At 71.9% G+C, this 13,544-nt stretch carries 15 protein-coding genes and 1 pseudogene; 9 read left to right on the top strand and 7 right to left on the bottom strand.

All coding sequences use genetic code 11. From position 1 onward, the window contains the following. Window positions 1-65: 65 nt before the first annotated feature. Together malQ and ACFC1X_RS04955 are read right to left on the bottom strand one after the other, a co-directional pair. Window positions 66-2,177: a 4-alpha-glucanotransferase gene (malQ, locus tag ACFC1X_RS04960; RefSeq protein WP_376348851.1), complete on the bottom strand. Its 2,112-nt coding sequence runs from the start codon at window positions 2,175-2,177 to the stop codon at window positions 66-68. 9 nt (window positions 2,178-2,186) lie between these two features. Beyond that, a complete protein-coding gene (locus ACFC1X_RS04955) occupies window positions 2,187-2,492 on the bottom strand; it encodes a hypothetical protein (RefSeq protein ID WP_376349768.1) in 306 nt (101 codons plus the stop codon). 213 nt (window positions 2,493-2,705) lie between these two features. Here ACFC1X_RS04955 and ACFC1X_RS04950 point away from each other — a divergent pair, with 213 nt between their 5' ends. From ACFC1X_RS04950 to ACFC1X_RS04940, 3 genes are read left to right on the top strand one after another with little or no spacing between them, the layout of a single operon-like run. Then, window positions 2,706-3,239 carry a PadR family transcriptional regulator gene (locus ACFC1X_RS04950; RefSeq protein ID WP_376348849.1) on the top strand — a complete coding sequence of 178 codons (534 nt, stop codon included), beginning with the start codon at window positions 2,706-2,708 and terminating at the stop codon, window positions 3,237-3,239. Next, window positions 3,236-3,940 carry an ABC transporter ATP-binding protein gene (locus ACFC1X_RS04945; RefSeq protein ID WP_376348847.1) on the top strand — a complete coding sequence of 235 codons (705 nt, stop codon included), beginning with the start codon at window positions 3,236-3,238 and terminating at the stop codon, window positions 3,938-3,940. The genes ACFC1X_RS04950 and ACFC1X_RS04945 overlap by 4 nt, the downstream gene beginning before the upstream one ends. After that, entirely contained in the window at window positions 3,937-5,295 is a 1,359-nt protein-coding gene (locus ACFC1X_RS04940; RefSeq protein WP_376348846.1) for an FtsX-like permease family protein, read from the top strand. Before ACFC1X_RS04945 ends, ACFC1X_RS04940 begins: the two co-directional genes overlap by 4 nt. A gap of 10 nt (window positions 5,296-5,305) precedes the next feature. Here the strand turns inward: ACFC1X_RS04940 and ACFC1X_RS04935 are convergent, their stop codons facing one another. Further along, window positions 5,306-6,301, bottom strand: a complete 996-nt coding sequence (locus tag ACFC1X_RS04935) for a zinc-dependent alcohol dehydrogenase family protein (protein WP_376348844.1) — start codon at window positions 6,299-6,301, stop codon at window positions 5,306-5,308. An 87-nt stretch (window positions 6,302-6,388) separates the two neighbouring features. Between ACFC1X_RS04935 and ACFC1X_RS04930 the strand changes: the two genes are divergently transcribed. Both ACFC1X_RS04930 and ACFC1X_RS04925 read left to right on the top strand, forming a co-directional pair. Further along, a complete protein-coding gene (locus ACFC1X_RS04930; RefSeq protein ID WP_376348842.1) occupies window positions 6,389-7,312 on the top strand; it encodes an AraC family transcriptional regulator in 924 nt (307 codons plus the stop codon). A 228-nt stretch (window positions 7,313-7,540) separates the two neighbouring features. Next, on the top strand, window positions 7,541-8,365 hold the full coding sequence (locus ACFC1X_RS04925) for an alpha/beta fold hydrolase (RefSeq protein WP_376348840.1): 825 nt from the start codon (window positions 7,541-7,543) through the stop codon (window positions 8,363-8,365). A gap of 55 nt (window positions 8,366-8,420) precedes the next feature. Here the strand turns inward: ACFC1X_RS04925 and ACFC1X_RS04920 are convergent. Continuing rightward, window positions 8,421-8,549 (bottom strand): annotated as a pseudogene (locus ACFC1X_RS04920) (IS5/IS1182 family transposase); the annotation flags it as partial. A gap of 99 nt (window positions 8,550-8,648) precedes the next feature. Between ACFC1X_RS04920 and ACFC1X_RS04915 the strand changes: the two are divergent. Continuing rightward, complete coding sequence (locus ACFC1X_RS04915; RefSeq protein ID WP_376348839.1) at window positions 8,649-9,119, top strand: hypothetical protein; 471 nt, start codon at window positions 8,649-8,651, stop codon at window positions 9,117-9,119. A 23-nt stretch (window positions 9,120-9,142) separates the two neighbouring features. Here ACFC1X_RS04915 and ACFC1X_RS04910 read toward each other — a convergent pair whose 3' ends face one another. Together ACFC1X_RS04910 and ACFC1X_RS04905 are read right to left on the bottom strand one after the other, a co-directional pair. Then, window positions 9,143-9,319 carry a DUF397 domain-containing protein gene (locus ACFC1X_RS04910; protein WP_376348837.1) on the bottom strand — a complete coding sequence of 59 codons (177 nt, stop codon included), beginning with the start codon at window positions 9,317-9,319 and terminating at the stop codon, window positions 9,143-9,145. Beyond that, window positions 9,319-10,203 (bottom strand): helix-turn-helix domain-containing protein, encoded by an 885-nt coding sequence (locus ACFC1X_RS04905; RefSeq protein WP_376348835.1) that lies wholly within the window; start codon window positions 10,201-10,203, stop codon window positions 9,319-9,321. Before ACFC1X_RS04905 ends, ACFC1X_RS04910 begins: the two co-directional genes overlap by 1 nt. Before the next feature lie 201 nt (window positions 10,204-10,404). Between ACFC1X_RS04905 and ACFC1X_RS04900 the strand changes: the two genes are divergently transcribed. Together ACFC1X_RS04900 and ACFC1X_RS04895 are read left to right on the top strand one after the other, a co-directional pair. Next, window positions 10,405-10,848, top strand: a complete 444-nt coding sequence (locus ACFC1X_RS04900; protein WP_376348833.1) for an ATP-binding protein — start codon at window positions 10,405-10,407, stop codon at window positions 10,846-10,848. 5 nt (window positions 10,849-10,853) lie between these two features. Beyond that, a complete protein-coding gene (locus tag ACFC1X_RS04895) occupies window positions 10,854-11,432 on the top strand; it encodes a Uma2 family endonuclease (RefSeq protein WP_376348831.1) in 579 nt (192 codons plus the stop codon). A gap of 36 nt (window positions 11,433-11,468) precedes the next feature. Here ACFC1X_RS04895 and ACFC1X_RS04890 read toward each other — a convergent pair whose 3' ends face one another. Next, on the bottom strand, window positions 11,469-12,005 hold the full coding sequence (locus ACFC1X_RS04890; protein ID WP_125495453.1) for an HNH endonuclease: 537 nt from the start codon (window positions 12,003-12,005) through the stop codon (window positions 11,469-11,471). 305 nt (window positions 12,006-12,310) lie between these two features. Here ACFC1X_RS04890 and ACFC1X_RS04885 point away from each other — a divergent pair, with 305 nt between their 5' ends. Then, window positions 12,311-13,408 carry a mechanosensitive ion channel family protein gene (locus tag ACFC1X_RS04885; protein ID WP_376348829.1) on the top strand — a complete coding sequence of 366 codons (1,098 nt, stop codon included), beginning with the start codon at window positions 12,311-12,313 and terminating at the stop codon, window positions 13,406-13,408. The last annotated feature ends 136 nt before the right edge of the window (window positions 13,409-13,544 follow it).

Genomic DNA, 13,544 nt, shown 5'->3' with positions numbered 1-13,544 from the left:
AGTTAGCGAACGGCCGGAGGGACCGCGCGCCCGGGGTGCCCGTACGGGGCCCGCGGGCGCCCGGTTCAGCCGTCCCGGCCGCCGCCGCGTTCCCGTACGACGTCGATCAGGGCGTGCAGGCGGGGCGAGGCGGCCAGGTCCTCCAGGGTCACCGGGCGGCCCTCGGCGTCGGCGACGGGCAGCCGCCAGTTCGGGTACTGGTCCCAGGTGCCGGGGAGGTTCTGCGGGCGGCGGTCGCCGACGGCGTCCGGGAGCCAGATGCCGACCATGCGGGCCGGGGTGCGCAGCAGGAAGCGGTGCACGGCCTGGATCTCCGCCTCCTCGGCCGGGGCTCCGGTGTCGCCGCCGGTGCCGTCCAGCAGCCCGAGCCGGGCGAGGACTTCCAGCCACTCCGCGGTATCCGCCGCGGACTCGGCGCGCTCCCGCTCCAGCGGGCGGGTGAGCAGCCCGAGGCGGTCGCGGAGTTCGACGTGCTCGCCGGTGAGGCGGGCGGCGGTGGACGGCAGGTCGTGGGTGGTGGCGGTGGCCAGGCAGTCGGCGCGCCACTGCTCGGGCGGCAGCGGACGGCCGTCGCCGGTCCAGTCGCGCTCGAACCACAGCACCGAGGTGCCGAGCACCCCGCGTTCGCGCAGCGCCTCGCGCACGCCGGGTTCGACGGTGCCCAGGTCCTCGCCGATGACGACGGCGCCGGCCCGGGTGGCCTCCAGGACGAGGACGGCGAGCATGGCCTCGGCGTCGTAGTGGATGTAGGTGCCCTGGGTGGGCGGGTGGCCCTCGGGGACCCACCAGAGCCGGAACAGGCCCATGACGTGGTCGACGCGCAGCGCGCCGGCGTAGCGGAACAGGCCGCGCAGCAGGTCCCGGAAGGGCGCGTAGCCGGAGTCGGCGAGGCGGTCGGGGCGCCAGGGCGGCAGGCCCCAGTCCTGGCCGAGGGCGTTGAAGGCGTCGGGCGGGGCGCCCACCGACATGCCGCGGGCGAAGTACTCCTGCTGCGCCCAGGAGTCGGCGCCGCGCGGGTGCACGCCGACGGCGAGGTCGTGGACGATCCCGACCGGCATGCCGGCCTCGCGGGCGGTGTGCTGGGCGGCGGTGAGCTGGGTGTCGGTGAGCCAGGTGAGCCGGGAGTGGAAGTCGACGCGGTCCATCAGCTCGGTGCGGGCGCGTTCGGTGGCGGCCGAGCCGGGGTCGCGCAGGCCCTCGGGCCAGCGGTGCCAGTCGGGGCCGTGGATCTCGGCGAGCGCGCACCAGGTGGCGTGGTCCTCCAGCGCGGTGCCCTGTGCGGCGAGGTAGTCGCAGTAGGCGGCGCGGCGGCCGGGTCCGAGGGGGACCTCGTGGAGCAGGTCGAGGGCGTCGCGCTTCAGCTCCCACACGGCGTCGCGGTCGATCAGGGCATCGTCGTCCAGTACGGCGTCGCGCAGCCGTCCCGCCCGTTCCCCGAGCTTCCGGGCGCGGTCGGGTTCGGTGACGTACGCGTACTCGGGCACGTCCTCGATCCGCAGGTGGACGGGGTCCGGGAAGCGGCGCGAGGAGGGCCGGTACGGGGAGGGGTCGGAGGGGGCGCCGGGCACGGCCGCGTGCAGCGGGTTGACCTGGACGAACCCGGCGCCGAGGGCGCGTCCGGCCCAGTCGGCCAGTTCGCGGAGGTCACCGAGGTCGCCCATGCCCCAGGAGCGGCGGGAGAGGAGGGAGTAGAGCTGGACGAGGAGTCCGTGGGAGCGCCCGGCGGGTGCGGGCAGCCGGGCGGGCGCCACGATCAGGTGGGCCCGCGCGGTGCGGCCGTCGGGCGTGGTGGCGGTCAGGCTGTGGACGCCGGGCGGCAGCCGCCCGGCGTCGTCGCGGGTCTCGCCCTGCTCGGTGTCGACGCGGAGCCGGGTGCCCTCGGGCAGCGCGGCGAGGGCGGCCGGCGTGCCGCCGCCGCTCCAGCCGACGACGGTCGGCGGCAGCAGGCGGTCACGCAGCCCGGTCTCGCGCGCGGCGAGCGCGGCCCGTACGGCCTCGGGGGTGCTCGTGTCCACGCCGAGGGCGGCCAGCGCGAGGGTCACCGCGGTGACCGAGGCCGGGACGGTGCGGTCCGGGGACGGGCGGTAGGCGGTGGCGACGCCGTGCAGGGCGGCGAGCCTGGTCAGATCCTCGGGAAGGTCCTCGGCGGGGGGCTCGGCCGGCCCGGCTGCTGGCATCTGTGACCTCTACGACCTCGTCGGCTCGGGAACGGCGAAGGAGGGTCCGCCCTGCTCCGGCACGTCAGCCGTGAGCTCGGGCGAGGACTCGCTGGTCAGCGGTACGGCGTCGGCGAACGGCGACTCGCTGGTCAGGGGCTCGGCGTCGGGCAGCGGAGGTTCGCTGGTCAGCGGGGTCTCGGCGAAGCTCTGGGCGGCGCCGAAGACGCAGTAGTGCGGGGTCTCGGAGGCGGCGGAGGGCTTGGCCCAGGGGGTGGACGGCTCCGCCACGGGTTTGGAAGGGGCCGGGAGCAGGAGGGGTGCAGCCACGGAGATCTCCTTTGGGTCGGGCTGTGTTGCGAGCACGCTTCTTGCGGGTTACGGCAGCCCCCTACCCAGAAGGTGCGGGGACAGACGCCCTGACACCCGCAACGTGGCCCTGGTCACATCTCACTCCTCCCAAATACCCATGATCCGGGCAAAAGAAATCTCCAGCAGAATCCTTCAAGCTATTCACTCAATACATGTACGTAGTGAATACTGATCTTCATGAGCACCCGCCATCTCCTCCTGGGCCTGATCGCCTCGGGGCCGAGCCACGGCTACGACCTCAAACGGCGCCACGACGAACGCTTCCCGCAGGCCCGTCCGCTGGCCTATGGGCAGGTCTACACAACCCTGCAGCGGCTGGTCCGGGACGGCCTCGCGGAGGTCGAAGGCACCGCGTCCGACGGCGGCCCGGAACGCACCGCGTACCGCGCGACGGACGAGGGCGCGCGCGAATTGGCGCGGTGGGCGGGCGAGATCGCACCGCCCGCGCCCTTCGTGACGAACGAGATCTTCGCCAAGGTCGTCGTCTCGATCCTCACCGGCGGCGACGCGGGCGCCTACCTGCTGGCCCAGCGCGGCGCCCACATGGGACGGATGCGGGAGCTCACGGCGCTCAAGACGACGCCGGGCACCGACCTCGCGACCGTGCTCTCGGCCGACTACGCCCTCAACCACCTCGATGCCGACCTCCGCTGGATGACCACCACCGCGGCCCGGCTCACCACACTGACCACGGAGGTCCGCACCGCATGACGAACGGGGACACGCACGAGGCCACGACGGGACCGCTGCTCGCGGCCCGCGACCTGGTGAAGACGTACGGCAGGACAGAGGCCCTGCGGGGAGTCTCGGTCGACCTGCGGGCCGGCGAGATCCTCGCCGTCACCGGGGCCAGCGGCAGCGGCAAGTCCACGCTGCTGCACTGCCTGGCCGGGATCGTCCGGCCGGACGCGGGTTCGGTGACGTACGCCGGCCGGCCGCTGGAGGGGCTGCCGGAGCATCGGCTGAGCGAGCTGCGCCGCACCGACTTCGGGGTGGTCTTCCAGTTCGGGCAGCTGATCCCGGAACTGACGGCGCTGGACAATGTGGCACTGCCGCTGATGCTGGCCGGCACCGCACGGGCCGAGGCGCGGGCACGGGCCGGTGAGTGGCTGGAACGGTTCGGGGTGCGCGGGCAGGAGGAGCTGCGCCCGGGAGAGATGAGTGGCGGGCAGGCACAGCGGGCGGCACTGGCCCGCGCGCTGGCCAGCGGGCCGAAGGCGGTGTTCGCGGACGAACCGACCGGGGCGCTGGACTCGCTGGCGGGCGAGCAGGTGATGACGGCGCTGGCGCGCACGGCCCGGGAGTCGGGCACGGCGGTGCTGCTGGTCACGCACGACGCCCAGGTGGCGGCGTACGCGGACCGCGAGGTCCGGCTGCGGGACGGCGCCGTGGCGCTGGGGGTGACGGCATGAGCACATGGGGTGCGGACGTCCGGCTGGCCCGGCAGCTCGTGAGCGGGTCGGACCGGCGGGAGTGGTGGCGGATCGCTCTCACGGCGGCGGGCGCCGCGCTCGCCACGGGGTTCGCGCTGGCGGCGGTCACGCTGGCCTCGATCCCGGACGGTTACAGCGTCTCCGTCTTCCACGGCCTGGTCAACGAGGGCGGCACCCGCTCCGGGGTGATCGCCGGGCTGTTGCTGCTGCTGGTACCGGTGCTGGCCTTTCTCGGCCAGTGCACCCGGATCGGCGCCGTGCACCGGGACCGGCGACTGGCCGGACTGCGGCTGGCCGGCGCTACACCCTGGCAGGTGCGCCGGATCGCGGCGCTGGAGACCGGGCTGGCCTGTCTGGCGGGCTCGGCGCTGGCCACCGTCTTCTCGGTCCTGCTCCTGCTGCGTCTGTGGACCGGGCCGAACGCGCTGACCTGGGCGGGCATCGCGCTGGTCACCGTCGGCGTACCGGTGGCGGGTGCGGTGGCGGGCGGGGTGGCGCTGCGCCGGGTGGTGGCTTCACCGATGGGCCGGCTGCGCCGGGTGGGGCCGGAGTCGGGCCGGGGGCCGGGCCTGCTGTTCCTGGGCGGGCTGATCCTGCTGATCGCGGTGACGACGCTCGCCACGGACGGCTCCGGCGGCGCGGGCAACCGGGTCGACTGGCGGACTCCGCTGACCGTCTTCCTCCTCGTCGTCGCGCTCGGCGCGGGCGCAGTGTGGCTGGCCGGGGCCACCGCCCGGCTCACCGGCCGGCTCCTGTCCCCCCGGGCCCGGACCGCGGCGCCGCTGCTCGCCGCGGAGCGGCTGCGGGACGATCCCTGGGCCCCGGCCCGCACGCACGCCGCCGTCCTGGTGGTGACGGTCGCCGGAACGGCCTTCCTGGGCATCCGGCACGCGATGCTCACCGACCTGCGTGCCAGGGACGGGCACCCCGGCGCCGACCTGGCGTACTACACGACCGGCCTCGACCTGACGGGCGCCGCGCTTCTCGTCACCCTCGCGATCACGCTCACGGGCCTGGCCGTGGGCACCGCCGAGTCGCTGACCAACCGGCGCCGGACGCTGGCCGCGCAGGTCGCGGCGGGGGTCCCGCGTACGGTCCTGAACCGGTCCCTACTGCTGGAAACCGCCCTTCCACTCGCCCCCGCCCTCCTCCTGGCCTGCGCCGGGGGCCTGGCGGTCGGCGTCTGGTACTCGTCCCTGCACGGCGACGGCTCATTCCCGTGGACGGCCCTCCTGATCGCACCGGCGGTGTACGCCGCCTGCCTCCTCGCGGCGGCGACGGCCCTGCCCCTGCTGGGACGCTCGGTGCGGCCGGGGGAGCTGCGGTACGTGTGACCGCGCACGGTCAGTGCGTGACGGTGACGACGACCTTGCCGACCTGGGTGTTCGACTCCAGGTGGCGGTGCGCCCGCACGATGTCCGCGAGGTCGAAGGTGCGGTCGATGACGGGTCTCAGCGAGCCGGCGCGGAGTCCGGCCTCGACGAAGGCGCGAGCGCGGCTCAGGCGGGCGGGGTCGCGGGTGATCAGGTCGACGTTGAAGCCGTGCACGGTGAGGGGCCAGTTCATGGGCAGAGGTGCGGGCCGGGGGTCGAGCCAGCCGTAGACGATCAGTGTGCCGTCGGCCGCCACAGTCTCGGCCCGGTCAGGCAGGCCGGGGCCCCCGACGGCGTCGAGGACCGCCTTCGCTCCCTTGCCGCCGGTGAGGGCCCGCACCTGGCCGACAAGGTCTCCGTCGTCACCGGTGACGACATGGGCCGCACCGGCCTCTAACAGCCGGGTGGTCTTGGCGGCGGTCCGGGTGACGGCGATGGGGACGGCGCCGAGGTGGTTGGCGATCTGTATGGCCGCGAGCCCGACGCCACTGGAGGCAGCGGTGATGACCACGCTGTCGCCAGGGCGCACGCGGGCGACTTCCATCAGGGCGCCATAGGCGGTCAGGTAGGTGGTCCACACGGCGGCGCCGGTGGGCGCGTCGACCTCGTCGGCGCGCGGCACCAGGGACCGGGCCGGGACGACGACGCGATCGGCGTAGACGCCGTGGCGTGACATGTCCTCGTCGCTGACGACGCTGACCGCGTCGCCCGGCGCGAAGTCCGCCACGCCGGGGCCCACTTCCTCGACCATGCCGGCTGCTTCGAAGCCGAGCCGGGACCCGGGGAGGGTCGGCTGGTAGTAGTAGGCGCCGGCGCGGAAGAGTGCCTCGGCGCGGTTGAGGCCGATGGCGTCCACACGGACGCGGACCTCGCCCGGGCCCGTGGCTTCGAGCCGGACCTCGTCGATCCTCAGGACGTCGGGACCGCCGACCTCGTGGAAGCGGACCGCTCGTGCGTGAATGCTCATGGATGAGGACGCTACTGACGGCGAGTGAGACTCCCCATGTCACGAAGTCCTCTATTTATGTCCGATCGTCTGGCTAGGCTCGCCCTCATGGATGTGCTCAGCGACGCGATCGCCGCCATGCGCACCGGCATCCCCCATTCCTCTCGCACCGTCCTGTCCGCACCGTGGGGCTTGAGATTCGCCTCTTCCGACGGTGCGGGCTTCCACGTGGTCCTGCGGGGGTCATGCTGGCTCCTGTCGCCCGGGCGGGAACCGGCCCCGCTCGCCCCTGGCGACGTGGTGTTCCTCGCGCACGGACGCGGGCACGCGCTCGCGGACGATCCCGCGAGCCGATTGGTCGACGTCGTACCGAACGACGACGGGGACTGGGTCCTCACCGAGGAGCCCCCGCAGGTCGCGGGCCCGCCCACGCACCTTCTGTGCGGCGCCTACCAGCTCAGCCGGACACGGGCGCACCCACTGCTCACCGGACTCCCCGATGTCGTCCACCTGCCGGCCAGAATCGGCGCGCACACCGAGCTGCGCACCGCGGTCGATCTGCTGGGCGCCGACCTGGAGCGGCCGGGACCCGGCTCCGACGCGCTGGTGACAGCGCTGCTCGACTCGCTGCTCCTCTACATCCTGCGCGCCTGGCTGAACGAGCACGCCGAGCAGGCGGCCACCGGCTGGGCGGCCGCGCTGGCCGACCCGGCGGTGTCCGACGCGCTGCACGCCCTCCACCACGACCCGGCCCGACCATGGACCGTGGAGGAGCTGGGCGCGAGGGCCGGCCTGTCGCGGGCGGCCTTCGCACGCCGCTTCGCGACGATCGTGGGCCAGCCTCCCTTGACCTACCTGACCTGGTGGCGCATGACCGTCGCCGGCCGCCTCCTGACCAACAGCGACGCCCCGCTGCACGTCGTGGCGGCCCGAAGCGGTTACTCCTCCGAATTCGCCTTCGCCAAGGCGTTCAAGCGAGAGTTCGGCATTTCGCCTGGCAGGTACCGCAGGGATGCGGCGGGTAGTCCTTAGCCTTGGGCTCGACGAATGAGACGATGCTGGGGCGCTCGGTGCGGCCGGGGAACTGCGGTTCGTGTAGGCGGCGCCCGCCCGTCACGGTCCAACTCGGAGTCGCAAACTCGCACGGCAAGCGGGCGGACCAGAGACTGTCCGGCGGATCATGCAGTCGGGCTGAGGGCGGCTGCATGAGCTGCGGAAATCCGGTGGACCGGCCTGGGCGGACCGTGCAACGGTCCTGGCATGTCGAGCGTGATCGAGTTGTCGGAGTCCTTCGGGTCCTTTGAATCGTTTGAGTCCTTCGATGGGACCGTCATCAGCTGTCAACAGCTGGGCTCTGGGCCGCCGGTCGTCATGGTCCACGGCTCCGGCGGCGGCCTGCACTCCTGGCAGCCGGTGGCCGAACGACTCGCTGACCGGTTCGAGCTGTGGACACCTGCCCGGCGCGGGTACGCTCCGAGCGGGCCAGGCCGGCCACCGAAGCGATTCACCGACGAGGTGGGGGACCTCAAGGCGCTGATCGACAAGATCGGGTGCCCAGTGCACCTGGTTGGCATGTCCTATGGCGCCACGGTCGCCCTGCACGCCACGGCAGCCGGACTGCCGGTTCGCTCCCTGGTGCTGTGGGAGCCGCCGCTGTACGCAGCCGGTGAGGAACTGGTTCCCGTACTCGCCGAGTTCGAGGACCTGATTGCACACGGTGGCCGACGGCGGGCCGATCGTCTGCTGGCGGAGAAGGTGGCCCGCGTCCCGGCCGAGCTGCTGGACCTCATGGATGCGGGCGATTCCGACGACAATGAACCCGCCGACGCGCCCGGCTGGTGCCGTGACCTCGAATCGATGGCCGCCGACTCAGTGGACGTGGAACGCTGGTCCGCAGTCACCGTTCCCACGCTGTTGATGCGGGGCGCCGACACCTGGCAGCCGATGCCGGCGACGCTTGACCGGCTCGCGTCCGCACTGCCCCACGTCATCTACACGACCTTCCCCGGTCAGATGCACTTCGCGCCGTCGGTTGTCCCGGAGGACGTGGCGGCGGAGATCACTCGCTTCCTGCCGCGTGCCTGAAGTCATCCAGGTGCCGATTCCCGATCCCATGCCTTGAGGACCCGGGCCGGTCACGTCATGGCCTGAGCCACAGGCGTATCGAGGCGACGGTGATGGTGCCGTGGAAGATGTAGGCGCGCTTGTCGAATCTCGTGGCCACGGCCCGGGAGTTCTTCAACGCGTTGATCGTGCGCTCGACTTCGTTCGATCTACGGGCCGTTGATACCCGCGAGTCCCCCTCCAACACTGGTGTCTCCCCAGCGGCGGCGCACAGTCCTCCCCGCCACGACGAAACGAGGACCGCATGCCGGCGGAACCGGCCCAGGCCGCGCTCCGGGCCCGGCTGCTGTGGTACTTCACCGAGACGCTCGGGGCGCTACCTCCCGAACTGGCGCTTGCGCTGCGGCATCCGGACCTTCCCAAGGCGGCGTTCCACGACGGTGTGACCCTGCCCTCGAACGACGACCCGGACCACCCCCTGGACTTCTTCGACATCCGGTACTGGATTCTCGGCACCACCCCCGACACTTCCGACCGGTACTACGATCTGACGTTGCGGGTCTGGAAGGGCCAGGGCTGGACGATCGAGACCGACCGGGATTCACGCCCGCGCGGCTGCGGTACGCGGACACCCGACGGGTACGGGTTCGCTCTCACACAGAGTGTGAACGGATACCTCAGCCTGTCCGGAATGACTCCGCCCTTCGCAGCCGATTCGGCCACAGGATCCCCGTTCCCGACCCGAATCGACCACCCGTCAGACGTACTCGGCTGACGGCGAGTCCGCGTAGGCGGAGGTCAGTTCAGCGACGCGGTGAACTCCGTCCACGCCTCCGGGGTGAGGCGGAGTATCGGGCCGTCGCCGGGGTTCTTGGAGTCGCGGACGGCCACGGCTTCGGGGACGTTGAGGGCGACTTCCACGCACTCGCCGCTTCCGCTGCTGTAGCTGGACTTCACGAAGTCGAAGCCGTTCATCAATGCATGTCCTCGCTGATGCTCTCGATCAGTCTGAGCGAGTCCTTGGGAGCCAGGCTCAGTCGTGCGGTGCGGTCGAAGAACGAGCTGTACGTGGCGCTTTCGCCTCCGTCCTCGACCCACACGGTAGCCGCGATGGTGTCGACGTGGACCACGTCCACGGCCTCGGGCTCGACGAACGAGACGATGCTGAAGGATCCAGCCATACAGGCGTGCCCGCCCGCACGGAACGGCAGCACCTGAAGCCGCACGTTGGGAAGTTGAGCCAGCTCCAGGATGCGGTGGAGCTGCGCGCGCATCACGTCAGGCCCGCCGACCTGCTGCCGCAGAGCCGCTTCCCAGATGACCGCGTACAACTGGAGCGGTTCGCTCCCCTCCAGACGCTCCTGCCGCTTCTTCCGGACGTCGACGACCCCCTCGATCTCGTCCGGATCCGTCCAGACACCCTCGCTGACCACCAGCGCCCTCGTGTACTCGGGCGTCTGGAGCAGACCGGGCACGAAGGACTGTTGCCAGGTGCGGACCCGACTGGCCACATCCTCCATGGAGATGTACTCCGCCACCGCCTCGGCCTGCGGCGACTGCCTCCACCACCCCTTCGCCTTACGGCGTTCCCGGTCCAGCCGAGCAAGGCCGAGCAGCCGGTTGACGGTCCGGTCCTCGTGGACCCCGTAGAACTCACAGAGCGCGCGGATGTCCGGGTCCCGCATGGGAACCCAGCCGCGTTCCATCTTCACGACCTTCGTCGCGGTGGCGGAGATGGCACCGGCCGCCTGCTGCTGCGTCCTGCCCGATGCGTCACGCAGACGCAGCAGCTCGGCACCCAGCTTGCGGCCCAGAACCGTCGAGATCCGGTTTCCTGCGGCTTGAGTTGATCGCGTCACCGCCACAGTGTCGCGCCGATCCGTCTACCGCGTCCAACTCTGGGGAATTAATTCCCCGTAGCGATTGCCCCCGGATAGACCATCCCGCTACGTTGAGTATCCAGCCGCTCACTCCGCGGCCCACGCTCCCGGCGGAAGTGCACCGTCCTGCCCCGCGCAGGCACGGCAGAGCCACCGCCGCACGCTCCAGGAGGCCTCTCCATGACAGAACCCGCGCCCCTGCCCGCACCGCCCCTCCACGAGGACCGCCTCGACTACACCCCCACCCAGCGCAGCATCCCCCTCGCCCGGCGCAGAGCCGCCCGGCTCGTTGCCGAGTGGGGACAGCCGGGACTCGCCGGAGACATCGCCCTCGTCGTCTCGGAGCTGATGACCAACGCCTTGCTGCACGGCAGCCTCCGGGGACGGCTCATCCGCGTGCGCGTCACCCTCGGTCACCACACCCTGCGGGTCGAGGTGAGCGACCCGCGCGGTGAGCGGCTGCCGAGCCCGCGGCCGGCTGGGGGCGCCGCCGGCCAGTTCGGACGAGGGCTCTTACTGGTCGAGGCGGTCACCGCGCGGTGGGGCTGGGAACCGCGCATCGTCGGCAAGACCGTATACGCCGAGTGGGACGTCCCCACCCCAACCGGGCCTCACCTACGCTGAAGCCCGTGACCGCCGACTCGCCCCAGATGCTCGTCACCGAGTTCGAGGAATTGGCCCGGCATGCCTTCAGGACGGCCGAGGGCGCGCGGTTGGAGTTCATTCACGGCTGTCTGAGCGGGAAGGCATCGCCCGACGGCAACCGCGGAAGCACGCTGCAGTGGCTCACCCGCGCTTGCCTGCAACAGCGCCCCGAGCTGTGGCTGAACTCCCGGCAGGGTCTGATCGTCGGCGCCGGCCGCGAGGGGCGCGCCCACCCCGACGGCTCCCTCACCCCCAGCCACGCCTTCGCCGGAGCCGGCGAATGGGCCGACCCCACCCCCGTCCTCATGGTCGTCGAAGTCACCTCGTACGACTCCGACACCGACCGGCGCGACCGCGTCGAAAAGCCCCGGGCCTACGCCGAGACCGGCATCCCGGTGTATCTCCTGATCGACCGGGACACCTGCGAGGTCAAGGTGCACAGCCGACCGGACGGGGGGCGGTACGAGACCGTGCAGACGCTGCCCTTCGGCAAGGAGGTTGTCCTGCCCGAGCCGGTCGGGATCGCACTGGACACCGAGCGACTGAAGAACTGGGTGCGCTGAGCGGCCCCGCACCGGCGTACGCGAAGGCCCGGACCGTCAGGCGGAAATGCCGTCGATCCGGGCCATCGCGTCCTCCGCGCCGTACGGCTGCAAGTAGGGCAGCCAGCGCGGGTCCCTATGGCCCGTGCCGATGATGCGCCAGGCCAGGCCGGTGGGTGGGGCGGGTTTGTGGTGCAGGCGCCAGCCGATCTCGCCGAGGTGGCGGTCGGCCTTGACGTGGTTGCAGCGGCGGCAGGAGGCCACCACGTTGTCCCAGGCGTGCAGCCCTCCGCGGCTGCGCGGAATGACGTGGTCGACGCTGGTGGCGACGGCGCCGCAGTACATGCAGCGGCCTCCGTCGCGGGCGAAGAGGGCACGGCGGGTGAGCGGGACGGGTCCCCGGTAGGGCACCCGCACGAACCGCTTGAGCCGGACCACGCTGGGTGCGGGCACGGTGACGGTCGCGCTGTGCAGGTAGGCGCCGGACTCCTCGAGGCATACGGCCTTGTTCTCGAGGACGAGGACGAGCGCGCGGCGGAGCGGTACGACGCCGAGCGGCTCGTACGACGCGTTGAGGACCAGGACATGCGGCACGGGTGCCTCCTTGGGCGTCGGCGGCGCGTGGCTCGCGCCGGGACGATCTGGTTCAGTCTCCCCTCATGGCTGGTCGAAGCGCCACCATGTCCCGGTAACGGGCTGGGAGTGTTTTCGACCACACGGAGCGCGGTGCCGGGGGCGTGACCAGTCCGAGCGCGGGTGAGGACCGTCTCTCCCGCCCATTTCGGGCCGTTCCGCGCCCGGTGCCCCGTTAGTGTGGTGCATCTGCCCGTCCGGTGACCTTTCCGTGACCTTGGACCGGACCTCTCAGGACGGGCCGCCGCACCTGGAGGTAAACCGTCGTGTCCCTGTCCGCCGCCGTCCGCATGGCCGCCGGTCCGTCGCCGTCCCCGACCCCCTCGGAGCCGACGACGACACCGGTGCCCTCGCTCCAGGACGCCCAGGAACGCGCGACGAACGCCGCGGGCTGGGTCGAGGAGAACTGGTCGACGTGGCTCGCGATCGGGCTGCGGGTGCTGGTGATCGTGGTGATCGCGGCGGTACTGCGGGCGGTGGTGCGGCGGGCGATCACCAAGCTGATAGAGCGGATGAACCGCAGGACCGGCTCGTCCGGCGGCACCGCGCTGAGCGGGCTGCTGGTCAACGCCGAGCGGCGCCGGCAGCGGTCGGAGGCGATCGGGTCCGTCCTGCGCTCGGTGGCCAGCTTCCTCGTCCTCGGCACCGCCGCGCTGATGATCCTCGGCACCTTCCAGATCAACCTGGCCCCGCTGCTGGCGTCCGCCGGCGTCGCGGGCGTGGCGATCGGCTTCGGCGCCCGCAACCTGGTCACCGACTTCCTGTCCGGCGTCTTCATGATCCTGGAGGACCAGTACGGCGTCGGCGACAGCATCGACGCGGGTGTGGCCTCCGGCGAGGTCATCGAGGTCGGGCTGCGGGTGACCAAGCTGCGCGGCGTCGACGGCGAGATCTGGTACGTCCGCAACGGCGAGGTCAAGCGGATCGGCAACCTCTCCCAGGGCTGGTCCACGGCCGGCGTGGACGTGACCGTCCGCTCCGACGAGAACCTGGACAAGGTGAAGGAGGCCCTCGCCGCGGTCGGCGAGCGGATGAGCAAGGAGGAGCCCTGGAACGAGATGCTCTGGGGCCCGATCGAGGTCCTCGGCCTGGACTCCGTCCTGCTCGACTCCATGGTGGTGCGGGTCTCCGCGAAGACCATGCCCGGCAAGGCCCTCACCGTCGAGCGTGAGCTGCGCTGGCGCATCAAGCGGGGCTTCGACGAGGCCGGCATCGCGATCGTCGGCGGGGCCACGCTCCCGGTGGACGGCGTCCAGGCCGCCGACCCGACGGCGGGTGTCGCGGCGCCCTCGGCGTACGCGAGCACGGTCTCGCCGCAGTCCGTCGCGGCGTCCCCCATCCCTCCGCCGAGCACCACCAAGTAGCGGGACCGGCCCCTCTCCGCCACGAGACCGCCCCCGAGGTAACGACTCCGTTGCCTCGGGGGCGGTCTCTTGACGCCCCCTCCCGGGCGGGCCTACGTTCAGCCAACAGGAAACTTTCCTAACAGTCACCTTCGAT

The organism is Streptomyces sp. NPDC056128 (assembly GCF_042263835.1).
Lineage (GTDB): Bacteria > Actinomycetota > Actinomycetes > Streptomycetales > Streptomycetaceae > Streptomyces.
This window is presented reverse-complemented; position numbering and strand designations above follow the sequence as displayed.